General features: G+C 72.3%; 19 protein-coding genes. 7 read left to right on the forward strand and 12 right to left on the reverse strand.

What is annotated here, in order from left to right; genetic code table 11:
* Positions 1 to 103: 103 nt before the first annotated feature.
* The 4 genes from NE234_RS08200 to NE234_RS08215 are packed head-to-tail and all read right to left on the reverse strand — an operon-like array spanning position 104 to position 3,858.
* Positions 104 to 901, reverse strand: coding sequence for an SDR family NAD(P)-dependent oxidoreductase (locus NE234_RS08200; protein ID WP_252778274.1), 798 nt, complete (start codon positions 899 to 901; stop codon positions 104 to 106).
* Positions 898 to 2,124: a cytochrome P450 gene (locus NE234_RS45220; protein ID WP_252778275.1), complete on the reverse strand. Its 1,227-nt coding sequence runs from the start codon at positions 2,122 to 2,124 to the stop codon at positions 898 to 900. Before NE234_RS45220 ends, NE234_RS08200 begins: the two co-directional genes overlap by 4 nt.
* The gene (locus tag NE234_RS08210; protein ID WP_252778276.1) at positions 2,121 to 3,083 is read right to left on the reverse strand and encodes a phosphotriesterase family protein; all 963 of its coding nucleotides are present in this window, start codon (positions 3,081 to 3,083) and stop codon (positions 2,121 to 2,123) included. Before NE234_RS08210 ends, NE234_RS45220 begins: the two co-directional genes overlap by 4 nt.
* A 1-nt stretch (position 3,084) precedes the next feature.
* Positions 3,085 to 3,858, reverse strand: coding sequence for a phytanoyl-CoA dioxygenase family protein (locus NE234_RS08215; RefSeq protein ID WP_252778277.1), 774 nt, complete (start codon positions 3,856 to 3,858; stop codon positions 3,085 to 3,087).
* Positions 3,859 to 4,044: 186 nt separating this feature from the next.
* Here NE234_RS08215 and NE234_RS08220 point away from each other — a divergent pair, with 186 nt between their 5' ends.
* On the forward strand, positions 4,045 to 4,959 hold the full coding sequence (locus tag NE234_RS08220; RefSeq protein ID WP_252778278.1) for a TIGR03621 family F420-dependent LLM class oxidoreductase: 915 nt from the start codon (positions 4,045 to 4,047) through the stop codon (positions 4,957 to 4,959).
* Positions 4,960 to 4,995: 36 nt separating this feature from the next.
* On the opposite strand, the gene NE234_RS08225 is transcribed toward NE234_RS08220, so the two are convergent.
* Positions 4,996 to 5,748: a hypothetical protein gene (locus NE234_RS08225; protein ID WP_252778279.1), complete on the reverse strand. Its 753-nt coding sequence runs from the start codon at positions 5,746 to 5,748 to the stop codon at positions 4,996 to 4,998.
* A 143-nt stretch (positions 5,749 to 5,891) separates the two neighbouring features.
* Between NE234_RS08225 and NE234_RS08230 the strand changes: the two genes are divergently transcribed.
* Positions 5,892 to 7,598: an NAD-binding protein gene (locus NE234_RS08230; RefSeq protein ID WP_252778280.1), complete on the forward strand. Its 1,707-nt coding sequence runs from the start codon at positions 5,892 to 5,894 to the stop codon at positions 7,596 to 7,598.
* Positions 7,599 to 7,614: 16 nt separating this feature from the next.
* On the opposite strand, the gene NE234_RS08235 is transcribed toward NE234_RS08230, so the two are convergent.
* From NE234_RS08235 to NE234_RS08245, 3 genes are all read right to left on the reverse strand, one after another.
* Positions 7,615 to 8,922, reverse strand: coding sequence for a hypothetical protein (locus NE234_RS08235; RefSeq protein WP_252778281.1), 1,308 nt, complete (start codon positions 8,920 to 8,922; stop codon positions 7,615 to 7,617).
* A gap of 242 nt (positions 8,923 to 9,164) precedes the next feature.
* Positions 9,165 to 10,043 (reverse strand): TIM barrel protein, encoded by an 879-nt coding sequence (locus NE234_RS08240; RefSeq protein WP_252778282.1) that lies wholly within the window; start codon positions 10,041 to 10,043, stop codon positions 9,165 to 9,167.
* Positions 10,040 to 11,047, reverse strand: a complete 1,008-nt coding sequence (locus NE234_RS08245; RefSeq protein ID WP_252778283.1) for a Gfo/Idh/MocA family protein — start codon at positions 11,045 to 11,047, stop codon at positions 10,040 to 10,042. Before NE234_RS08245 ends, NE234_RS08240 begins: the two co-directional genes overlap by 4 nt.
* Before the next feature lie 231 nt (positions 11,048 to 11,278).
* On the opposite strand from NE234_RS08245, the gene NE234_RS08250 reads away from it, so the two are divergent.
* A complete protein-coding gene (locus tag NE234_RS08250; protein ID WP_252778284.1) occupies positions 11,279 to 12,826 on the forward strand; it encodes a nitroreductase family deazaflavin-dependent oxidoreductase in 1,548 nt (515 codons plus the stop codon).
* Positions 12,827 to 12,924: 98 nt separating this feature from the next.
* Here the strand turns inward: NE234_RS08250 and lon are convergent, their stop codons facing one another.
* Positions 12,925 to 15,324 (reverse strand): endopeptidase La, encoded by a 2,400-nt coding sequence (gene lon, locus NE234_RS08255; RefSeq protein ID WP_252778285.1) that lies wholly within the window; start codon positions 15,322 to 15,324, stop codon positions 12,925 to 12,927.
* A gap of 132 nt (positions 15,325 to 15,456) precedes the next feature.
* Entirely contained in the window at positions 15,457 to 16,398 is a 942-nt protein-coding gene (locus NE234_RS08260) for a LysR family transcriptional regulator (RefSeq protein WP_252778286.1), read from the reverse strand.
* Positions 16,399 to 16,469: 71 nt separating this feature from the next.
* Between NE234_RS08260 and NE234_RS08265 the strand changes: the two genes are divergently transcribed.
* The 4 genes from NE234_RS08265 to NE234_RS08280 all read left to right on the forward strand — a co-directional run bounded on the left by NE234_RS08265 (position 16,470) and on the right by NE234_RS08280 (position 20,077).
* Entirely contained in the window at positions 16,470 to 17,099 is a 630-nt protein-coding gene (locus NE234_RS08265) for a carboxymuconolactone decarboxylase family protein (protein ID WP_252778287.1), read from the forward strand.
* 35 nt (positions 17,100 to 17,134) lie between these two features.
* Complete coding sequence (locus NE234_RS08270; protein WP_252778288.1) at positions 17,135 to 17,554, forward strand: tautomerase family protein; 420 nt, start codon at positions 17,135 to 17,137, stop codon at positions 17,552 to 17,554.
* 195 nt (positions 17,555 to 17,749) lie between these two features.
* Positions 17,750 to 18,487, forward strand: coding sequence for a maleylpyruvate isomerase family mycothiol-dependent enzyme (locus NE234_RS08275; RefSeq protein WP_252778289.1), 738 nt, complete (start codon positions 17,750 to 17,752; stop codon positions 18,485 to 18,487).
* Positions 18,488 to 18,685: 198 nt separating this feature from the next.
* Complete coding sequence (locus tag NE234_RS08280) at positions 18,686 to 20,077, forward strand: MFS transporter (RefSeq protein WP_252778290.1); 1,392 nt, start codon at positions 18,686 to 18,688, stop codon at positions 20,075 to 20,077.
* Positions 20,078 to 20,131: 54 nt separating this feature from the next.
* On the opposite strand, the gene NE234_RS08285 is transcribed toward NE234_RS08280, so the two are convergent.
* Both NE234_RS08285 and NE234_RS08290 read right to left on the reverse strand, forming a co-directional pair.
* Positions 20,132 to 20,275: a hypothetical protein gene (locus NE234_RS08285; RefSeq protein ID WP_252778291.1), complete on the reverse strand. Its 144-nt coding sequence runs from the start codon at positions 20,273 to 20,275 to the stop codon at positions 20,132 to 20,134.
* A 229-nt stretch (positions 20,276 to 20,504) separates the two neighbouring features.
* Entirely contained in the window at positions 20,505 to 22,538 is a 2,034-nt protein-coding gene (locus NE234_RS08290) for a ricin-type beta-trefoil lectin domain protein (RefSeq protein WP_252778292.1), read from the reverse strand.
* Positions 22,539 to 22,722 lie beyond the last annotated feature (184 nt).

Below are 22,722 nucleotides of genomic sequence, written 5' to 3' on the forward strand. Positions count from 1 at the left end.
ACTGCTGAAGTGCTGGCTGTTCCCTTCACCCCGCTCGCCGCGCCGAACGGTCTGCGACCGGCCGGCACGCGACGCGTCGGCGGACGGCCGGGAGCCGTGGCCGCTAGACGCGTGACCGGGCCTGGCGGATGGCGTGCTCGGGGCGGTGGACGGTGGTGCCGCCGTCGATGACGATGGTCTGGCCGGTGATGCAGCGGGCCTCGTCGGAGGCGAGGAAGGCGACCAGCGCGGCGACGTCCGCGGGTTCGGCGGCGTACGGCAGGACGCGTTCGGCCGCCTTCTCGGCCAGCCGCTCGGGCGTCATCACGGCGCGGGCCACGTCGGTCAGGACGAGGCCGGGGGCGACGGCGTTGCAGCGGATGCCCCGGCCGCCGTACATGGTCGCCACGTACCGCGTGAGCGAGGTCAGGGCGGCCTTGGCGGAGCCGTACGCCGCGTGGTCCGTGTCGCCGAGCAGGCCCGACACCGAGGACGTGTTGACGATGGCGCCGCCGGGCCGCATCACCGGCACGGCGTGCTTGCAGCCGAGCATCGCCCCGCGCAGGCTCACCGCGAGCGTCCGGTCCCACACCTCGACGTCCATGGCGGTGAGGTCCAGGTCCCGGCCGTAGACGTCGTGGCCGAGCGCGGCGGCGTTGTTGTGCAGCACGTCGAGGCGGCCGAACTCCCGTACGGTGCCGGCCACCATCCGCCGTACCGCCTCCTCGTCGCCGACGTCGGCCGCGAGGGCGAGGGCCGTGGCGCCGGTCTTCCGCAGGATCTCGGCCGTCTCGCGTGCGGTGTCGTACCGGATGTCGGCGACCGCCACCCGCGCGCCCTCGGCCGCGAGCCGCACCGCGACGGCGCGGCCGATGCCCGATCCGCCGCCGGTGACGAGGGCGACGCGACCCGTGAACCTCACCACTCGACCAGGAGGCTCGGGAGGCCACGGCCGACGAGACTCCTGCGGTAGGCGATGTCCTGGTCGGGGACGAGGCGCAGGCCGGGCAGGCGGGCGGTGATGCGCTCCAGGGCGATGCGGAGTTCGAGGCGGGCGAGCGCCGCGCCGACGCAGTGGTGGACGCCGTAGCCGAAGACCATGTGGTCGCGGGCGTTCGCGCGGTGGATGTCGAACCGCTCGGGGTCGGGGAACACGGTCTCGTCGTGGCCTGCGGAGTCGGCGTGCAGGAAGACCTCCGCGCCCGCCGGGATCGTGACGCCGTGCAGGGTGACGTCCCCGGTGGTGCGGCGGAAGCTGCCGAGGCTGGCGCCGTCGATGCGCAGCGTCTCCTCGATCAGGCCGGGGATGAGTGCGGGGCCGGCGACGACGGCCTCCCAGGACGCACGGTCCCGCTGCATGCGGTGGACGGCGTTGCCGAGGCCGTTCGGGACGGTGTCGTTGCCGCCGAGCAGCAGCGCGCTGATGGTCTCGACGACCTCCCGGTGCGACAGGCCCCCAGGAACCCCGATGAGCTCCGCCATGAGCCCGGCGAAGTCGTCGCGGGGTTCGGCGCGGCGTTCGGTGACGAGGCGGTCGACGTAGTCGAGGTACTTGAGGAAGTCCTGCGCCAGCTCCCGCTGGCGTGCGGGCGGCTGCGGGGACAGGAAGAGCTGGAACCAGGAGTAGACCCACTGCTTGACCTGGTCCTCGTCCTCGGGCGGCACGCCGATGAACGCCGCGGTCAGCCGGGCCGAGGGCGGATGCGCCAGGTCCGCGACGAAGTCGGCGTGTCCCCGGGGCTCGACCGCGTCCAGGACCGCGTCCACCTGCGCCGCGAACGCCTCTCCGAGCCGGGCGACGGCGCGCGGGGTGAACGCGCGGGAGATGGCCCGGCGGATGCGGGTGTGCTGCGGCGGGTCGACGTTGGCGGCGAAGTTGTCCAGGAACGACCGGTGCTCGCCGAGCGACTCCTTGACCTCGTCGGTGAGCGTACGGGAGATGGTGAGCGAGCCGACCGAGGAGAAGCGGCGGTGGTCGCGGTACGCGTCCCGTACGTCGGTGTAGCGGGTGAGCACCCACATGCGCAGGTGGTCGCTCCAGAACACCGGCCGCTCACGGCGCAGGCGGGCCAGGAAGGGGTACGGGTCGGCGACGTGCCAGTCGGCGGTGACGTCGAAGTCCGTCGCCGTCTCGGGTCCGCTCACGAGCCGCCTCCCAGGATGCGCCGGGGGTTGTCGACCAGCATCTGGTGGATCTGCTCCTCGGTGACGCCGCGCTCGCGCAGGGCGGGCAGGACGTCGCGGGAGATGTGCAGCAGGTGGTAGTTCGGGTGCCGCCGCCGTACGACGTCGGGGTCGAACCGGTCGTTGAAGCAGTACGAGTCGTGCGAGAGCACCATCCGGCCGGCGTGGCCGCGCTCGCACAGCGCGGCGACCGTCGCGACCCGGTCCTCGAACGAGGTGAACTCGATGCCGAACCGGTCCATGCCGAGGTACGAGCCGTTCGCGACGAGTTCCTCCAGGTACGCCAGGTCGGTGGAGTCGCCGGCGTGGCCGATGACGACGCGGTCCAGGTCGACGCCCTCGGCGGCGAGAAGCTTCTGCTGGTCGAGGCCGTTGCGGGTGGCCGACTCGCTGTGGGTGGTGATCGGCACGCCGGTGGCGCGGTGGGCCTCGGCGACCGCGCGCATCACCCGCTCCACGCCGGGGGTGATGCCCTGCCGTCCGGTCGCGCACTTGAGCATGCCCGCCCGCACGCCCGTACGGCCGATGCCGTCGGTGATGTCGCGGACGAAGAACCCGGCCAGCCGGTCCGGGCCGCCGAACAGCGTGCCGGGCCCGCGGTTGCCGAAGTACGGCGGCAGCGCGTCGTAGGTGTACAGGCCGGTCGCGACGACGATGTTCAGCTCCGTCTGTTCGGCCACGCGCTGGACCGCGGGGACGTACCGGCCGAGGCCGACGACGGTCAGGTCGACGATCGTGTCGATCCCGGCGGCCTTGAGCTCGTTCAGCTTGCCGGCGGCCTCGCGGGCGCGTTCCTCCAGGTCCCAGCCCTCGGGGAGGTCCGGCCAGTTCCACAGGATCTCGGGGCTGAGCCCGAAGATGTGCTCGTGCATCAGCGTCGCCCCGGGGTCGGTCACGGGACCGCGGACGGTCTGCACCATGTCACTCCACCGGGACGAGGGGGAACCTGGGGTGGTCGAAGGGCCGGTTGACCTCCAGGTCCAGCCCGTCGGTCTGGCCGTACGGCGCGCCGGTGTAGAGCGCGGCGGCGTCGAAGTAGGTCGCGGTGAACGAAAGGCGCGGGGTGTCGCGGCGGTTCTGCGGCGCGCCGTGGACGGTGAGCGCGCTGTGCACGGTGGCGTCGCCGGCCGCCAGGTCGAGCGGCGGGGACAGCTCCAGGTCGCGCAGCCACGGGTGGCGGGTGAGCGCGTCGTCGCCCTCCCGGACGAACGTGCGGCCCAGGGTGCCGTACCGGTGCGAGCCGGTGAAGAACCGCAGGGAGCCCATGTCGGCGGGCACGTCGGCCAGCGCCAGCCACACCGTGAGCATCGCCGAGGTGTCCATCGGCATCCAGGGGAAGTCCTGGTGGAAGACGGTCCGCCCGTGCTCCCCCGGCTCCTTAACGAGCAGGTTGGTGACCTGCAGGCGGACCCGCTGGACGCCGGTCAGCAGCCGTACGGCGCCGCGGGCGAGGGCCGGCGAGGCGGCCAGCGCCCAGAACTCCGCGTCGTGCTCGGCGATGTCGCGGTCCTGGCCGAACGCCCGGTCGACGAGGCCGCTCCCCGCCGTCCGGCGGCGCGCGGCCAGCCGGTCGAGGGCCCGCCGCCGGAGCCGTCCGGCGAGGTCCGGGGCGACCAGGCCGGGCAGCCGCACCCAGCCGTTGTCGCGGAAGAAGCGGGCCTCGTCCTCGGTCACGTCCCGTACGGGTGCAGCCATCGCCACCGCCTCGAGTCGCCGTCACGGACTTCGGCCGCCGGACGCCGTCGCCACGAACCGCCCGCTCGGCCGCCGGACGCCGTCGCTGCGGCCGGCCCGCTCGGTCGGCGGCGCCGTGACGCCGTCCTGCCGCGACGATAGACGCTCGCTCTCCAGCGAGCAAGCGCTTGGTATAGCCTCGGCGGAATGAAGCGCCCGTTCCGTTTCGGCGCCGTCCTCCGCGACGCGGACACGGCCGCCGCATGGGCCGCCAAGGCCCGCCGGCTCGAGGACTCCGGCTTCGACGTCCTCCTCGTCCCCGACCACCTCGTCGGCCCCCGGTTCGCGCCGATCGCCGCGCTGACCGCCGCCGCGTGCGCGACCACGCGGCTCCGGGTCGGCACCCTCGTGTTCGCCAACGACTTCCGGCATCCGGCCGTGCTCGCCAAGGAGACCGCGACGCTCGACCTGCTGTCCGGCGGCCGGCTCGAGGTCGGCCTCGGCACCGGGTGGATGGCCGGGGACTACGCGGGCGCCGGGCTGCCGCTCGATCCGCCCGGCACGCGCGTCGCGCGCCTCGCCGAGGCGATCCAGGTGCTCAAGGGGCTGTGGCGCGGCGGCCCGTGCTCCTTCGCCGGCGAGCACTACGCGGTCGCCGGGCTGGAGCAGCGGCCGCTGCCCGTGCAGCGCCCGCACCCGCCGCTGGTCCTGGGCGGCGGGGGCCCGCGGATGCTGCGCCTGGCCGCCCGGGAGGCCGACGTCGTCAACCTCACCCTGCGGGTACGGGCGGACGGCTCCGGCCCGGACACCGGCGACGGCGGTCTCGGCGCCTTCCGGCGGAAAGTGGAGATCGTGCGGGAGGCGGCGGGGGCGCGGTTCCCGTCGATCGAGCTCGGCACGTCGGTGCTGCGGGTCGGCCCGGACCGTACGGCCGAGGCGTGGAGCGCCGCCGATCCCACCGCGCAGTCCGGCACCCCGCAGGTCCTCACCGGCGACACCCCGGCCGTCTGCGACGCGCTGCACCGCTGGCGCGACGACCTCGGCGTCTCCTACTACGTCCTGCACCACGAGGCCGACCTCGACGCGTTCGCCCCCGTCGTGGAGCGCCTGGCCGGGACCTGACCGGTCGCCGTGGCGCGCCCGGCCGGACCTGGCCGGTCAGGCGGGCGCGAGGCGGGAGCCCGGATACGGGGACAGGAGCGTCTCGCGCCACGTGCCGTCGAGGAACTCGCGGGCGCGCTTGCGCCAGGCGAGCAGGCGCTCGTCGGCGTCGACCTCGTCGTCCAGCCCGAGCGCGGCGTCGTACGACCGCTGCAGCGCGAGGTGCGAGTCGAGGTCGGTCGCCCAGACGGTGACCACCTCGGTGTCGCACAGCAGCACCTCGTACAGGCCGACGGGTCGGTGGCCGTGATCGGCGAGCAGCGGAACGCGCTCCTCGCGGACCGCCGCCAGGTAGTCGAGCGCCGCACCGGGCCGCACCCGCGCGCTCTCCAGGACGAAGAACTCCGCGCCTGTCGCGTCGGCCAGCGCGGGGCTGCCCGGCGCGGCGCCGAGCGGCCGGGAGTACGCGGTGAAGCGCAGGTCGTCGATGTCGGACAGGAAGAGGTTCTCCTTGACGCCGGTGTAGATCTCCAGCATCTGCCGCCACCCGCCGTCCCAGCCGCCGTGACAGTCCCACAGCGTGACGACCTTGAACTGCGGGTGCCCGGTGATGCCGACGGCGTAGAACGCACCGACCAGGTCGATGTCGCGGGAGCGGATGGACCGTCCCTCGGTGAGCACGTGCCGGCCGGATTCGAGCGCCTCGTCCTCCCTCTTGTAGGCGGTGAGCCATCGGAGGTACTCCAGCGGCCGCCGGGAGTTCATCGGATGGAACTCGACCTCTTCCAGCAGACAGACGCCTCGCCGCATGCGCCGCTCCCGTCGTTTGTCGCCAAGCGCTTGCTTGGGACACTAGAGAGTCGGCTCCACGGCGGCAAGGCCGTCGCGGATCGGATCCGCGCTGCGTGCGTCCGTACACACAGCGTCGGAGCGGCGACCGTTAAGATCACGCCGTGCCGACGGTCGTCCCCCGCCTCCGGAGCCCCGTTCGCGGTCGCCTGATCATCTGCGGTGACACGCCGCTCGCCTTCCGGCTGGCCGACGAGCTGTCAACGCGCTACCTGCAGGACGTCACGGTCATCGTGCCCACCCGGAGGCGCAACCACGCGCCGCAGATCAGCGAGCTGCCTCGCGTCCGGGTGCACGAGGCGGCGGAGCTGAACGACGAGACGTTCCGCGCCGTGCACGTCGAATCCGCGCTCGCGGTGGCCCTCGTGAGCAACAGCGAGGTCGGCAACATCCACGCCGCGCTGCGGGTCCAGGAGCTCAACCCCGACATCCGGCTGGTCATCCGGATGTCGAACACCACCCTGGGCAACCGCATCCGCACGCTCTTCAAGGACTGCGCCGTGCTGTCCGACGGCGCGGTGGCCGCGCCGTCGTTCGTGGCCGCCGCCCTCGGCGACCTGCCGCCCAGCCACGTACGCGTCGCGGGCCGCACCCTCTACGTCGCCCACCGCAGCGACCGCGTACGGAACGTCATCTGCGCGCTCGCGGACACCCGCGGGCCGGACGGGAGGCCGCGCCTGCTGCCGGTGGACCAGGACCGGGCGAACCTGGTGCTCGCGGTCGCCGACGGCACGTCGCGCACGTCCCTCGCCGGTCCCCCGGTGACCAGCCGCCCGGTGTCCGGGCTCACCCGCAGCCTGCGGCTGCTGCTCAGTCGGCGGCTGCTCCAGGTGGCGGTGGCCCTGCTCGTGCTGATCCTCGTGGGAAGCGCCGCCCTCAGCATCAGCGACGGGCAGGGCTTCACCTACTCGCTCTACCTCGTCCTCCTCGACATCGCCGGTGCCGCGAACCCCGAACCGACGCTCAGCGGAGCGGCCAAGGTGACGCAGGTGTTCGTCACCCTGAGCAGCCTCGCGCTGGTGCCCGCGATCACCGCCGCGGTCGTCGACGCGGTCGTCCGGGCCCGGCTGGCGGGGCCGCTCGAGCGGCTGCGGGACCCGATCAGCGGGCACGTCGTGGTCGTCGGCCTCGGCGAGGTCGGCCTCCGCGTCGTGTCGCAGCTGCACGACCTGGGTGTTCCCGTCGTCTGCGTCGAGGCGAACGAGGACGCCGTCGGCGTACCGCTGGCCCGCCGGCTGGGGCTGCCGATCGTGTTCGGCGACGCGACCCGGACCGAGACCCTGCGCACGGCGTGGGTCGGCACCTGCCGATCCGTCGTCACCGTCACGAGCGACGACATCACCAACCTCGAGGCCGGGCTGAACGCCCGGGCCCTGCGCGACAACGTCCGCGTCGTGCTCCGGCTGTTCGACGACGACCTGGCGGCGCGCGTGCACCGCAACTTCAAGATCCCGGTGTCGCGCAGCGTGTCCTTCCTCGCGGCCCCGGCGTTCGCCGCCGCCATGATGGAACGCCAGGTCATCGGGACGATCCCCGTCGGCCGCAGCGTCATGCTCATCGCCGACATGCCGATCGGCGAGGGATCCGAGCTCGACGGCCGGCCGCTGCGGGAGGCGAACCTCGCCGGCGAGGCCCGCGTGCTCGCGCTCGGCCGCCGCGGCCGCCCCCGCTTCGACTGGGACTTCCAGGACGGCTACCTGCTGATCCCCGGGGACCGGCTCGTCGTGCTGGCCACCCGGTCGGGCATCGGCCACATCCGCGCCCGTACGATCGGCGCGCCCGCCACCGGCCCCACCCCGCCACCACGCTGAACTCCGCGGGGCCGGGTCAGCGCGCGACGAGTTGTTCGCGGCCGTCGGCGTGGCGCGGCGACACCTGGAAGGAACCGGTCAGGGTCCCACCGCCGAACTCCACGCGGTTCGACGACTCCCGGCCCTTGGTGCCCGCGTCGCCGAGAGGAATGATCAGGTACGCGCGGCCGCCGACCGTTCCCACGAAGACGGACGCGTCCTTCGCCTGGAGCGTCCCGCTCGGCAGCCGGAACGTGCCGTTGAGCCGGGCGAGGATCTCGTACGGGACCTCGCGGGAGACGTAGTAGCCGCCCGCGTCGAGGTCGCCCTCCGCCGTGTTCATCGGAACGAGGACGAGCGCGTGGGAGGTGTCCCGGTACGCGGCGACGAGCGGGTTCACCTGCGGGATCAGGTCGGTGTTCAGCTTGCTGAGGATGTTCTGGATCGCCTGCCGCAGCGTGTCCGACGCCGGCTCGGCGACAGGGGTCACTCCCGTCAGCAGCAGGTCCACCGGTGTCCTGCGGCCCTGGGTGACCTGCCGCTTCCAGTCCTTGCGGGTCTCGTCGAGGAGGAGCCCGGCGACGCCGCCCAGCGCCGTGCTCTCCCCGTCCAGGGTGACCTGACCGGGGTCGACCGTCCCGTCCAGGGGCTTGAGCTGCGTGTACTTGCGGATCGCCGCGAGGTCGCCGCGCTTCGCGCCCATGGCCATCGCCATCGCGACGGCGCCGAAGTAGCCGGCCGCGCCGTCACCGATGTCGCTGACCGAGGCCCGCTTCACCTCATCGGGGAACTCCTTCTGCCAGCGCGACCACCAGTAGGCCGCGCCGGCCAGCCGCCGGCTCCGCTGCTGGGGCGTGGTGTAGGCGGCCACCAGGTCGTTGTAGGCCATCGCGCGGTAGAGCCGGGGCGTGACGGCCAGGGGGAAGTCCGTGCCGCGCAGCTCCCCGCCGCCCTTCTTCCACGCCCGCCACTTCTGCTGCGTTGCGTGGAACAGCTCGTCCGTCGCGGCGGCGAACAGCGTGGCGGCCAGCGGCATCCCCGACGTCGCCGAGTCTGTCCGGTACGAGGGGTCGGCGACGTTCAGGATGACGACCGGGTGCCCGTCCCAGAGGGCGTAGGAGGACCCGCCGCGCGGGATGTCGATCTTCCGTTTGCGCAGCTCGGCCGGGCTCAGGTCCGTCACGCCGTCCACCGTGACCATCCGCGCGCGGGTGCCGTCCCCGAGGATGACCCGCCGGTCCTTCAGCACGGTGCCGGGCCAGATCTTCGAGGACTCCGGCCACACCCGTGCCGCGGCGTCCTGTACCTGGGCGGCGACCGGCTTCAGGGCCGTGACCGCGGGCATCGGCCCGTGCTTGTCGTGGGAGCCGCCGGAACACCCGGCGGCCGAACCGAGGGCGGCGATCGTGACGACGGCCGGCCACCGCAGCTTCGGGCCGGCCGAGCCTCGGCGGCCTGAACGGACGGATCCCGACCCGACGAACCCAGTGAACACCGCACAACCCCCGCGTCGGCCGATCTCGGACATGGGCCGGGGGGTGGTGCGCCCATCCTGACGCGGGCGATCATTCCCCGTGGGAGGGCCGGTTAACGCCCCCGCACGTCGGCAACGCTTTTCAGGCCGTTCAGGAAGGCCACGCTCGTCCGGACGTCGGCGACGGGGCCGTCACCGGGTGCGGGCTCGGCGGCCAGGATCGTGTCCTGTTCGAGGACGTACCAGCCCTGGTAGCCGGCCCGGTCGAGCGCGGCCACGATCCCCGCCGTGTCCACGTCACCGGCGCCTAGCGGGCGGTACAGCCCGCCGCGCACCGCCTCGGTGTACGTGACGCGTCCAGAGCGCACCCGGTCGGCGGCGCCCGCGTCGACGTCCTTGAGGTGGACGTGCGCCACGCGGTCCGCGGCCGACCGCGCCAGGGCCAGCGGGTCGGTGCCGCCGATCAGGAGATGCCCGGTGTCCACGCAGAGGGGCACGCCGCAGCCGGTCAGGACCCGGTCGACCTCGTCCGGGCCCTCGATGATCGTGCCGACGTGCGGGTGCAGGGCCGTCCGGACCCCGAGCCCGGCCGCGTACGCCGCGATCCGGTCGAGGTTGGCCAGCAGCGTCGTCCAGTTCCGGGCGGACAGGGCGGGGCGCTCGTCGTACCCCTCCCGGCCGGTGGCGGCCGCCAGCACGAGCATCGGCGCGTCGCCGAACCCGCGCAGCGCCCGCCCCACCTCCGGCAGCGGGTCGCGGTCCGGCTCGTGCAGGACGGCCGGGACGAAGCCGCCGACCGCCGTGAGGCCGTACGAGGCCAGCAGCGCCGCGCGCTCGGCCGGGCCGGACGGCAGGAACCCGTCCGGGCCGAACTCGGTCGCGGTCAGGCCCGTGTCGCGCATCTCGGCCAGCACCCGGTCCGGGGACATCTGATGGCCCCAGCCCGGCACCTCGCACACGCCCCAGGAGATGGGCGCACCCGCGATCCTCACCGACGGACCTCCTCGATCCTCACGGCGCGCCGCTCCCGGCGGGAACGGTCGCACGCCTCGGCCACGTAGAACGCCTCCAGCGCCTCTTCCGGCGGGCACGGGCTGTCCGCCTGCCCGGCGGCGACCTGAAGGAAGGCCGCCAGCTCGGCCTCGTACGCCGGTCCGAACCGCTGGAGGAAGCCCTCGCAGGGCCGGGCGCCGAGCGCCGCGGCCGTCGGGACCCCGTCGACCGGTGTGAGCGGCGTCCCCTCCCCGAGCCCGGCCGCGAGGCTGTCCTTCGCGCCGAACGCCTCGAAGCGGACGTCGTATCCGGCGCCGTTATAGCGGGTCTCGACGATGATGGCGAGGGTGCCGTCGTCGAGGGTCAGCACGGCCGCGCAGGTGTCGACGTCGTCGCACGCGGCGAAGTACTCCTCCCCCTTGTTGGCCCCGGTCGCCGTGACCTCGACGACCTGCCGCCCGGTCACGAACCGGACGGCGTCGATGTCGTGCACGGCGCAGTCGCGGAAGATGCCGCCGGAGACCCGGACGTACGCGGCGGGCGGCGGCGCGGGGTCGAGCGTGCAGGACCGTACGCTCTGCAGCCGGCCGAGGCGGCCGGCTGCGACGGCGTCCCGCAGCGCGACGTGACCGGCGTCGAAGCGGCGCTGGAATCCGACCTGGACGGGGGTTCCGGCCGCCTGGACCTCCCGGACGACTTGGAGCGTTCCAACACTGTCCGGGGCGACCGGCTTCTCGCAGAAGGTCGGGATCCCCGCCCGCGCGGCCCGGGTCACGAGTTCGGCGTGCGCGTCCGTGGCGGCGGCGACCACCAGACCGTCCAGCCGCTCGCCGAACAGCGCGTCGACCGAGTCGGCGGCCGATCCGCCGTACTCCCTCGCGATCCGGCGCGCCCGCTCACCGTCCGGATCGGCCACCACGAACGCCTCGACCGCGTCGAGCGCGTTGAGGGTCTCCGCATGACGGGCGCCGATACGGCCGGCCCCGGCGAGCCCGATTCTCATAGAGTCCTCCCGGTCGGCGATCTCCATTCGGACGCTCACGGTCCTGCGGGACAGCCGTTTTGGAACGTTCCACCTAGCGGACCGATATTGTCAGGACAATTCAGGGGTGCTTCCCAAAAGCTAAACCGCTTCCTCCGCCGCGTCCATGGGATGGCCGGACCAGGCCGGGGGCCCGGCGCGGCGGCCAGGCCGGTCCTCCCACGCGCGCACACCAAGCGTTAGTTTGAGATCATGCGCGTTCTCGTCACCGGGGGTTCGGGGTTCGTGGGCTCCTACACCGTCGCCGCGCTGCTCCGGGCCGGCCACCGCGTCCGCGTGCTCGCCCGCGACTCCGGCCGGACGGCTCAGGTCCTCGGCGGCGTGGGCGTCGACGCCGACGCCGTCGAGACGTGTCCCGGGGACATGCGCGACGCCGAGGCGGTCGGCCGGGCCCTCGACGGGTGCGACGCCGTCGTCCACGCCGCGGCCGCGCTCGGCGTCACCGACCCGCGGACGAGCGTCCTGGAGGTCAACGTCACCGGCACCCGCAACGTGATCGGCGGCGCGGTCGCCCGCGGGCTCGACCCGGTGATCCACCTGTCCACGATCGCGATCTTCGTCCCGCCGGCGGGCCCGGTGATCCGGGCCGACGATCCCCTCGCGCGCCCGCGTACGGACTACGGCCGCTCGAAGGTCGCGGCCGAACGCTACGTACGCCACCTGCAGGCCGACGGCGCCCCCGTCACCACCTTCTACCCCGGCGGCGTCATCGGCCCCCGGCAGCCGAACCTGGACGCGATGATGGAGGGCCTGGCCGGGGGGCTCAACCTCGTCTGGCCGACGCCGGGCGGCGGCGTGTCGGTCCTCGACGTGCGCGACCTCGCCGAGGCCGTGGCCCGCGCGGTCACCCCCGGTCTCGGGCCACGCCGGTACATGCTCGGCGGCCACTACCTGACCTGGCCGGAGCTGGCCGACCGCTGCGACGCCCTCACCGGCGTACGCTGCCGCCGGATCCCGGTCCCCGGGGGGATGATGGTCGCGCTCGGGTCGCTGCTGGACGCGGCCAAGCGGATACGCCCCTTCGACTACCCGCTGACCGGGGACGCGGCGCGGCTCATGGTGACCCTCGTCCCCTCCGACGACGCCGCGACCCTCGACGCGCTCGGCGTTCCGCTCCGGCCGGTCGAGGAGAGCCTGGCGGACTCCCTGCGCTGGCTCGCCTCCGCCGGTCACCTGGCCCCCGCGCGAGCCGGACGGCTCGCCCCCGCGCGAGCGGGACGTAGAAAGGCAGGACCCGTCATGGCATCGAGCAGGCTGAAGGACGTCATCTCCCCGCCGGTCCAGCGGATGGCCGGATCGGCGTGGTTCGCCAAGGTGGGGCCGAAGGTGGTCCCGCCGCTGGACCGCGCGCTGCACCGGCTGACCGGCGGTCGCTTCCTTCTGCCGCAGTACATCGTGCCCAGCCTCGTGCTGACGGCCGTCGGGCACCGCAGCGGCCTGCCCCGCCGGACGCCCCTGGCCTGCCTGCCCGAACCGGACGGCTCCTTCCTCGTGGTCGGCAGCAACTTCGGCCGCGAGCACCATCCCGCGTGGACGACGAACCTCATGCACGGGCCGGACGCCGAGGTCGACTTCCGTGGCCGCACGATCCCGGTCACCGCGCGGCTCCTCGAAGGAGAGGAACGCGCCGAGGTCTGGCCCCGGCTGGTGCGGATCTGGCCCACGTACGACCGGTACGTCGAGCGCTCCGGGCGGGAGCTCCGGGTCTTCCGCCTCGAACCACGGGACCGGCCCGCATAGACGAACGGCGCCCCTCCCCGGTGGGAGGGGCGCCGTGGTCGGGCGGGCGCGGTTCCGGCCGTGCCGGGGCCGCCCGCCGGTCAGGCGGCCGCCACGCCTCAGGCGGCGACGGCGTCGCGGGTCGTGGCCGGCTCCAGCGCCAGGCCGAGCACCTCCCGGACGTCGCTGACCGGGTGGACGGTCAGCTGCTCCAGGACCTCGGCGGGCACGTCGTCCAGGTCGGGCTCGTTGCGCTTGGGGATGATCACCGTGGTGATCCCCGCCCGGTGCGCGGCCAGCAGCTTCTGCTTGACGCCGCCGATGGGCAGGACCCGCCCGGTCAGCGACACCTCACCGGTCATCGCGACGTCGGCGCGGACCAGCCGCCCGGACAGCAGCGACGCGAGCGCGGTCGTCATCGTGACGCCGGCGCTCGGCCCGTCCTTGGGCACCGCACCGGCCGGCACGTGGACGTGCACGCCCCGGTCCTTCAGGTCGCCGACGGGGAGCTCCAGCTCCGCGCCGCGCGAGCGGAGGTATGACAGCGCGATCCGGGCCGACTCCTTCATCACGTCGCCGAGCTGGCCGGTCAGGGTCACGCCCGTGTCACCGGTCTCCTTGTCGGCCAGCGACGCCTCGATGTAGAGCACGTCGCCGCCCGCCCCGGTGACCGCGAGGCCGGTCGCGACGCCCGGCACCGCCGTGCGCCGCTCGGACTCGTTCAGCGCCGTCTCCGGCGTGAACCGCGGACGTCCCAGGTAGTCGCGCAGGTCGTCGGCGCCGACCGTCACCGGCAGCGCCTTCTCCTCCAGCGCGACCTGCGCCGCCACCTTGCGCAGCACCCGGGCGATCCCCCGCTCCAGGCTCCGTACGCCCGCCTCGCGGGTGTACTCGCCCGCCAGCAGCCGCAGCGCGTCGTCGCCGATCGTCACCTCGTCGGCGGTCAGGCCCGCCTTGTCGAGCTGACGGCGCAGCAGGTGGTCGCGGGCGATGGCGACCTTCTCGTCCTCGGTGTACCCGTCGAGGGCGACGAGCTCCATGCGGTCCAGCAGCGGGCCGGGGATGGTCTCCAGCGCGTTCGCCGTCGCCAGGAAGACGACGTCGGACAGGTCGAGCTCCACCTCGAGGTAGTGGTCGCGGAACGTGTGGTTCTGCGCGGGGTCCAGCACCTCCAGCAGCGCCGCGGTCGGGTCGCCGCGGTAGTCCGCGCCGACCTTGTCGATCTCGTCGAGCAGCACGACCGGGTTCATTGTGCCGGCCTCGCGGATCGCCCGGACGATGCGGCCGGGCAGCGCGCCGACGTACGTCCGCCGGTGGCCGCGGATCTCGGCCTCGTCCCGTACGCCGCCGAGGGCCACGCGAACGAACTCGCGGCCCATCGCCCGCGCCACGCTCTCCCCCAGGGACGTCTTCCCGACCCCGGGAGGCCCGACGAGGGCGAGGACCGCGCCGGACCGGCGGCCGCCGATCACGCCGAGGCCGCGGTCCTCCCGCCGCTTGCGCACGGCGAGGTACTCCACGATCCGCTCCTTGACGTCGTCCAGGCCGGTGTGGTCCTCGTCGAGGATCCGCCGGGCGCCGGCGATGTCGTAGGCGTCCTCGGTCCGCTGGTTCCACGGAATGTCGAGGACCGTGTCCAGCCAGGTGCGGATCCAGCCGCCCTCGGGCGACTGGTCGGAGGTCCGCTCCAGCTTGTCGACCTCCTTCAGGGCCGCCTCGCGGACCTTCTCCGGCAGGTCGGCCGCCTCCACCCGCGCGCGGTAGTCCTCCTCCTCCGAGGAGGGGTCACCGTTGAGCTCGTTCAGCTCCTTGCGGATGGCGGCGAGCTGCTGGCGGAGCAGGAACTCCTTCTGCTGCTTCTCCACGCCCTCCTCGACGTCCTTGCGGATCGTCTCGGCGACGTCCAGCTCCGCGAGGTGCTCACGGGTCCAGCCGATCGCGAGCTGCAGGCGCTCGGTCACGTCGGCCGTCTCCAGGAGGCGCACCTTCTGCTCGGCGCCCAGGTAGGACGCGTAGCCGGCCCGGTCGGCCATCACCGACGGGTCCTCGATCTGCCGGACCATGTCGACGACCTGCCAGGCACCGCGCTTCTCCAGCACGCCGACGACGAGGGCCTTGTACTCCTTGGCCAGTTCGTCGGCGCGGGCGCCGAGCCCGGTGTCCTCGACCTCGGTGCCCTCGACCCACAGGGCCGCGCCCGGCCCGGTCGTCCCCGCTCCGATGCGCACGCGGGCGACGCCGCGGACGACGGCGCCCGGGCCGCCGCCGGGCAGCCGGCCCACCTGCTCGACGACGCCGAGCGTGCCGACGGCCGCGTACTTGCCGTTGAGCCGGGGCACCAGCAGCACCCGCGGCTTGTCCTCCGACCGGATGCCCGGCCCCCGGGAGACGGAGCTCGCCCGCGCGGCGTCGATCGCGGCCCGCACGTCGCTCTCCGACAGGTCGAGCGGCACGACCATCGCGGGCAGCACGACCTCGTCGTCGAGGGGCAGCACCGGCAGAGTGACGTTCTTGCTCATCAGGCCTCCAAAGCTTGAGTCACCCACACTCAAGAAAGAAGAGCCCTGATTAATTTCCGCCGGCCCGTTCGCCGTCAGCGATCAGCGCCCGGCCTGGCCCGTCCCCGCGAATCTTGCGAGGTCCGGCGGCTGTCACCGGTCCGCTGGGCCGGCAGGCGGGTGGTCGTGATCGGCGAGGTCGGCGGCGTGTTCGCGGAGGACGTGGACGAGTGCGTCCATCGGCGGCGTGGTGGGGCCCGGCATGCGAACGAGGCTGACGCGGCGCCGTTCCTCGGGGAGGTCCTCGATGGTGACGAGGCGGACGCCGGGCGGGATCACGGACCGCAGGGTGGAGGGCACGGTGGTGACGCCGGTTCCGGCAGCGACCAGGTGCAGTTTGGTCAGCCAGTCACGGGCGGCGTGGTGGATGCGGGGCCGTCCGGGCAGCCCCGGCCAGATGCCGAGCAGGGGCTCGTCGGTGCCGGACGGGCCGGCGATCCACGTCTCGCCGGTGATGTGCCGGGCGGTGACGCCGGCGCGGTCGGCGAACCGGCCGCCGGCCGGCACCGCCAGGACCAGCCGGTCTTCCAGCAGCGGCTCGGTATGCAGGGGTGGATCGTCGGTGTCGGGTGAGCGGTGCGGTGGCCGGGAGGACAGCAGGGCGAGGTCGAGAGTGCCGGCGCGCAGCGCCCGCACCAGCGAGGGGGTGCTCGCCTCCCGGGTGGTGACCTGGATGCGGGGGCGCTGCCGGCGCAGGGTCGCCAGGGCGCGGCCCACCAGGACCGCCCCGGCGGTGGGGAAGAAGCCGAGCCGCACATGGCCGGTGTCGTCTTCCGCGCCGCGCAGTTCCCGGTCGGCCGCGTCCAACGCGTCGAGCGCGGTCACGGCGTGGTGCAGCAGCGCCCGGCCTGCGGTGGTCAGCCGCACGCCGCCTGGATAGCGGTCGAACAGCCGGACACCGGTGGCCTGCTCCAGGCCGGCCACCTGCCGGGAGACGGCCGATTGGGTGTAGCCCAGCGCCTGGGCGGCGGCGGTGAAGGTGCCCCGCTCGGCCACCTCGCGCAGCACCCGCAGCCCGACCACCGTGAAGTCCATGAGAAATCAGCATATCCACTATGCGGAGCATTCGCTGGCGGAATGGCTACGGGACTTCTAGCGTGAAGGGCATGAACGAGCACGTCACCAACGGAGCCTCCGGGTTGGGCGGCCGGTTGCCCCTCCTCTCTCCCGATGCCCTCGATGAGGAACAACGCGCCGTCCACGCCAGGCTGCAGGTCACGCGGCTGCGCAGCGCGGAGGGGGCGGGCTATACGGCCGCACTGTCCGATGGGAGGCTGATCGGCCCGTTCAACGTCATGCTGCGCCACCCGCGCATAGCCCGGCCCCTGCTGGAGTGGGCCCAGGCGATCGCCGGATCCGGCATCCCGGCCGACGTCCGTGAGGTGGTCATCCTCACCGTGGCCGCCCGCTGGCGGGCCGAGTACGCGCTCTACGCCCACACCGCGGGTGCGGAGCGCGCCGGCGTGCCCGAGACCGCGATCACGGCGCTCCGCCACGGCGACACCCCCCGCGACCTGCGCCCCGAGGCCGACATCGCCCACCGCGTGGCCGGTGCTCTCGTCCGCGACCACCAGGTATCGGACGAACTGTACGCCGAAGCGGTGGCCGTGTTCGGCGCCGAAGGGCTCGTCGCGCTGGTCAACCTCATCGGCCAGTACCTCACCACCTGTGCGCTGCTGGCCTGCTTCCAGGTCCCCGCTCCCGCCCGGCACCGCACTGCGGCGCCCACCGCCTGACGCCGACTCTGAAACGCACCAGAAAGAGACCGACAATGCCGCTGATCAACGTCTACCTGCGCCAGGGAACCACCCCCGAGCACCGCCGCAACGTCTCCACCGCCCTCCACAAGGCCATGGTCGATGTCCTGAAGATCCCCGACGACGACCAGTTCCACGTCTTCCACGAGGTCACGCCCGACAACTTCCACATGCAGCCGGTCGTGTTCGGCCTGCCGCGCAGCGAGCGCACCATGCTCATCCAGCTGTCCTTCAACCAGCGCACGGCCGAGCAGAAGAACGAACTGTTCCGCGCGATCGTCGACGACCTCCGGTTGCTCGCCGGCGTCCCCGAAGAGGACGTCATGATGGTGGTCTTCGAGACGGCCCGCGAGAACTGGTGGGCCGCCGGCCGCGTCGTCAACCCCGAAACCGGCTACGACGAACGCATGACCGACGTCCCGACCACGACCTGACCCCTACACGACCTCACATCCACGACCCAGGGCCGACCGCATTCTCAGGTACTGAGAATGCGGTCAGGACTGCGGACAGCGCCGCCACTGGCAGGATTCGGCCGGACGAGACACCCGGGTCCCGCCTCGACCCCCTAGGCCACTGGATCGCACCAAGGACGACAAGACGCGCAGGTGCGGGCGGACAATGACGGCATGAGCGTTGATCTGAACGCGAGTTTCGAGCCCGCGGGACTCCTCGACCGGATCACCACCGCGACCGAGTACCTCCTCACCACCACCGCCGCCCTCACCGATGCGGACATGCGTGTTCCATCCCTCTTGCCGGGCTGGTCGCGAGGGCATGTGCTGACCCATCTCGCCCGCAACGCCGACGGCGGCAGCCGGTTGCTGACCTGGGCGCGGACCGGAACACCAGCGGCGGAGTATCCGAGCCTGGAGGCGCGGGAAGCGCAGATCGACGCGGGCGCCGGTCGCAGCGCCGCCGAGCTGATCGCCGATGTCCGCGCCAGCGCCGAAAGGTTCGCCACCGAGTACGCCCTGATGCCCGCCGAGGCCTGGCAGAACGAGGTCCGATGGACCGCCGGGCAACGCCATCGTGCCGCCAGGATCGCCGACGCCCGGCTCTGCGAGGTACTCGTCCACCACGTCGATCTGCGAATCGGGGTCACCCCCGACCATTGGCCCGCCGACTTCGTGTCCCACCAACTGGGCCAGGTCACCACGGCCTTCGACACCCGCGAGGGCTCGCCCGCCATGCGCCTCCACGCCGTGGATACCGATGCCTGGTACGAGATCTCCACCAGCGACGACGCCGTGACGATCCACGGCCGTCAGGCATCCCTCCTGGCCTGGTTGATGGGGCGGTCTTCCGGCGATGGCCTCACCACCGACAGCGGCGAGCCCCTGCCCAAGCCGACGTTCCTCTATTGAGAACGCCCTCGCCGGCCGACGCCGTCGTGCGCCCGGGCCGGGGAAGTCCCGGACCTCGTACTCGGTGCCGGCAGCCTTCGGCCCGAACGGACCTCCCGTCTCGCGCGAACCCTGCGAGTTCCGCGCTCAGGTCGCGACGGTTTCGCCCACCGCCTCGGTTCGACCGTGACCGAAGTATCGGGCGCTTAGCCTGCCGGCATGGCGACAGCGGGTACGGCGCCCTCGGACACGACCTCTCGTGCTCGGGCAGACCGGGCACGGCGCGGTCTCGTGCTGGCCGCGACCAGTCTGGGCTTCGCGGTCATCCAGCTCGACGTGAGCGTGGTGAACGTGGCGATCAAGCCGATCGGCGCGGCGCTCGGAGGGGACGTCACGGCACTGCAGTGGGTGGTCGATGCCTACACCATCGCTTTCGCCGCGCTGATCCTCACGGCGGGCACGCTGGGCGATCGCTACGGTGCCAGGCGCCTGTTCGTCGCCGGGTTCGCGCTGTTCAGCCTGGCGTCGGCAGGCTGCGGACTGGCGGCGAACATGACCGGACTGATCATCGCGCGGGCGGCCCAGGGAGTCGGCGCGGCGATGCTGGCGGCCTGCTCGCTGAGCCTGCTGAATCACACCTACCCCGAGCCCGGCCGCCGCGCGCGGGCCGTCGGCCTGTGGGCCGCAGGCGCGAGCGTGGCGCTGGTGGCCGGCCCGCTCGTCGGCGGCGTATTGATCGCGACGCTGGGATGGCGGTCGATCTTCTTCGTCAACGTGCCGATCGGGGTGACCGGTGTATGGCTGACCCTGAGGTACGCCGCCGCCTCACCGTGCTCCCGGGACCGCGGCCTGGACCTGTGGGGGCAGATCAGCGCGGTCGTGGCACTGACCGCGGTCGCGGTGGCCACGATCGAGGCGGGCTCACACGGGGCCGGTGATCCGATCGTGCTGGTGGGCTTCGCCGTCGCCGTCATCGCCGGCGCGGCGTTCGCGGTCGTCGAAGTCCACGGGGTACGGCCGATGCTTCCGCTACGGTTGCTCGGCTCGGCGCGGTTCGGAGTGCCGGTCGCGATCGGACTGCTCGTCAACGTGGCGTTCTACGGACTGATCTTCGTCCTCAGCCTGTTCTTCGAGAAGGAACAGCATGCCTCCACGCTGTGGACCGGTCTGGCCTTCGCACCGATGATGGCGTCGATCATGGCCGCCAACCTTACGGCCAACCGGTTCGCCCGCGCGCTCGGCGCCCGCCGCGTGATCCTCATCGGCGCCGCCCTCTTGGCGGGAGGATGCCTTGCCATGCTCGGCTCCACCGCCGGGACCTCGTACGCCGCATTGATGCTCCCGCTCTCGGCGGAAGGCTTCGGTCTCGGCCTCATCGTCCCCGTCATGACCTCGGTCCTGCTCAGCGGCGTGGACCGCTCGCGCTCGGGACTGGCCTCTGGAGCACTCAATGCCGCACGCCAGACGGGCAGTGTGCTCGGTGTCGCGCTCTTCGGCTCGCTCGCCGCCGGGACCGGCCCGGTCAACGGCCTTCACCTCGCGCTGCTGATCTCCACGGTGCTCATCACCGCCGTTGCCGCGCTGGGCACCAGGATCCTGGGGAGACGGTGAGCCGATCGCACGAAGCCCTGCGCGTCCTCGGCGCGTGGATGCGGGAAAGATCCCTCATCGTGCGTCGCGCAGCTTCAGGATGTACGTCGCGGTGAGCGCGATGGCACGGTCCTCGTCCTGTGACAGCTCCGCGAGGGGTCCGGCTATGTGCTCAGGCAGTTCGAGCATGAACGCCTTCGCCGGCCGACGCCTGTCCATGATGCCCGCGTTCAACGCGCTGGCCGCCGGCAAGGTTCGACCGGAACGGACACGCCCGGCCGAACCCTGCCAAGTCCGGGACTCACTCTGCCGGCGAGGTGGCTCTAGCAGAAGCTCCGTCTCTGCTTCAGGTGAACTCGCAGCCCCGCCCCACGCCTACTTACACGGCGTTGGCGCTAGACCAGGGTGCGCCGGTAGGCAAGTCGTGTCTTGAGCCGTATGGTCCGCGCTACACGGCCACGTTCCACTGCTGGGTCCACAGGCCGTTGCAGTCGTAGATCTGTAGCCGGGTGCCGTTGGCGGTGTCGGCCTGCGGGTCGTCCAGACAGCGGCCCGACTGGGGATTGAGCAATGAGCCGTTGGCCTGCACGCGCCACTGCTGGCCGCCCACGCCCGAAGCGCAGTCCCACAATTGGACCTTGGTGTAGTTGGCCGTGCCGTTGCCGACGATGTCCAGGCACTTGCCGAACGCGCGAAGCGTACCGTCGGGTTCGGCCGACCATTGCTGGCCGGGCACTCCGCCGCAGGTCCACAGCTGAACCGCATTCCCGTTAGTGGGCGTGTTGGTGTCGACGTCGACGCACTTTCCGGTCGTGCCAGGTCCGGTGATGGGCGCCGTAGGCGCGCCGGGCAGCGCCCACTGCTGGGTCCACAGGCCGTTGCAGTCGTAGATCTGTAGCCGGGCGCCGTTGGCGGTGTCGGCCTGCGGGTCGTCCAGACAGCGGCCCGACTGGGGATTGAGCAATGAGCCGTCGGCCTGCACGCGCCACTGCTGGCCGCCCACGCCCGAAGCGCAGTCCCACAATTGGACCTTGGTGTAGTTGGCCGTGCCGTTGCCGACGATGTCCAGGCACTTGCCGAACGCGCGAAGCGTACCGTCGGGTTCGACCGACCATCGCTGGCCGGTGGCGATGCCGCAGTCCCACAGTTGAACCCCGTTGCCGCTTGCCCCGGTGTTCTTGTCGACGTCGACGCACTTACCGGTTGTCCCAGGCCCGGTGATCTGCCCGGTGGGCCCGGGTGTGAGGTCGGTGCCGAAGCGTACCTCGCACTTGCCGTTGCTGATCGCGGTGCCGGAGAGGTACAGGATGGTGTCACCGCTGACCGACGGCAGTATCGGTGAGCTGTAGCCCGGGCAGGCCGTCTCGCCGGCGTCGTACCCGCCGGTCGGGTTCACCGTGACCGGCGAGGTGGTCTCCGTCCAGTTGCCGCTGCCGAGGTTGGTGTTGGCGAACAGGACGGTGCCCGACTCGGGCTGCACGGTGACGTTGCCGTCCGGGCCCGCGATGACGCGCTGCCCCGACATGAGCAGCGTGCCGTTGCTGCCGCCGATCGGCGACCAGGCCAGGTAGGGCGTGTGCAGCAGATGCCGGTTGTCGGCCGTCTGCACGAGACTGCCGAGCCCGGACACCGGCGTCCACGACAGCCCGTCGACCGATGTCTTGAGGTAGACCGAGCATGCCTGGTCTGGGTCGTAGCCGTTCTTGCAGTCCTCGTAGGACATCGCGTAGCTGCCGTTGGGCAGTTTCACCACCGTGGCCATGCCCGGGCGTTGCACATTGTCCTGCACTGCGACGTCGTAGACCTCGCTGTTCCAGGTGGCGCCGCCGTCGGTGCTCCTTACATGGGCGAGTACCTGGTTGTAGCCGTTCGTCGAGGGCCGTTCGTCGGAGAAGTAGCAGACAAGGCTGCCGTCGCCGGCGATGGCGAACTCCGGTTCCCAGATGCCGTGCCCTTGGGAGTTGGCCAGGCCGGACTCGGACGTGCATGAACTGCGGTAGCTCCACGTCGCGCCCTGGTCTGTGCTGGTGAAGACCTCGATCGCCTGCTGGGTGTAGTCGCCGTGGATCCAGGCGGTACCGGCGGCCAGCAAGGTTCCGGCGGGCAGCGGTCCCTCCGCCTGGGGCAGTTCGAACAAGGTCGGCCCGTCGAGGTCCCAGCCATGGACGGTGTCGGTGACGGTGCCGATGGGCGACGCCGACCAGGTATGCCCGTCATCGGTGGAACGGTAGATCGGGAAGTCGGCCTTCCTGCCGCTCACACCGGAGTGCGAGAACGTGGCCAGGATGGTGCCGTTGGCATTGCCGCTGTGGCTGAGCCGGATGACACGCGGATAGCTCGCGTCCTCGTTCGGATTGGCCGAGATGTTAGGCGAGTACAGAACTCTGCCGATGTCAGTGGCGCTGGCGGCGGGCGGCCCGCTGAGCAGGTTGACGCCGGTGAGGATGAGCCCCGTGAGGAGGATGCCCACCAGCTGCCGCAAGCGCGAGCGGGCTGTGTCGGGCCGAGGGCGGAGGGCAAGGACCATGCGCAGCTCCTGTTTCTGCAACGTTGCAATTGCAACGTTGCAGAAACATTAGCCCCAGGGGCCTCAGGTGACAAGGATGAGTTCTCTGGGTGCGAGCGGGGCCACGGGAGACCGGCGCGGTGACAGCCCCACCTGATCT

Source organism: Actinoallomurus rhizosphaericola (assembly GCF_024055675.1).
Classification (GTDB): Bacteria; Actinomycetota; Actinomycetes; order Streptosporangiales; family Streptosporangiaceae; genus Actinoallomurus; species Actinoallomurus soli.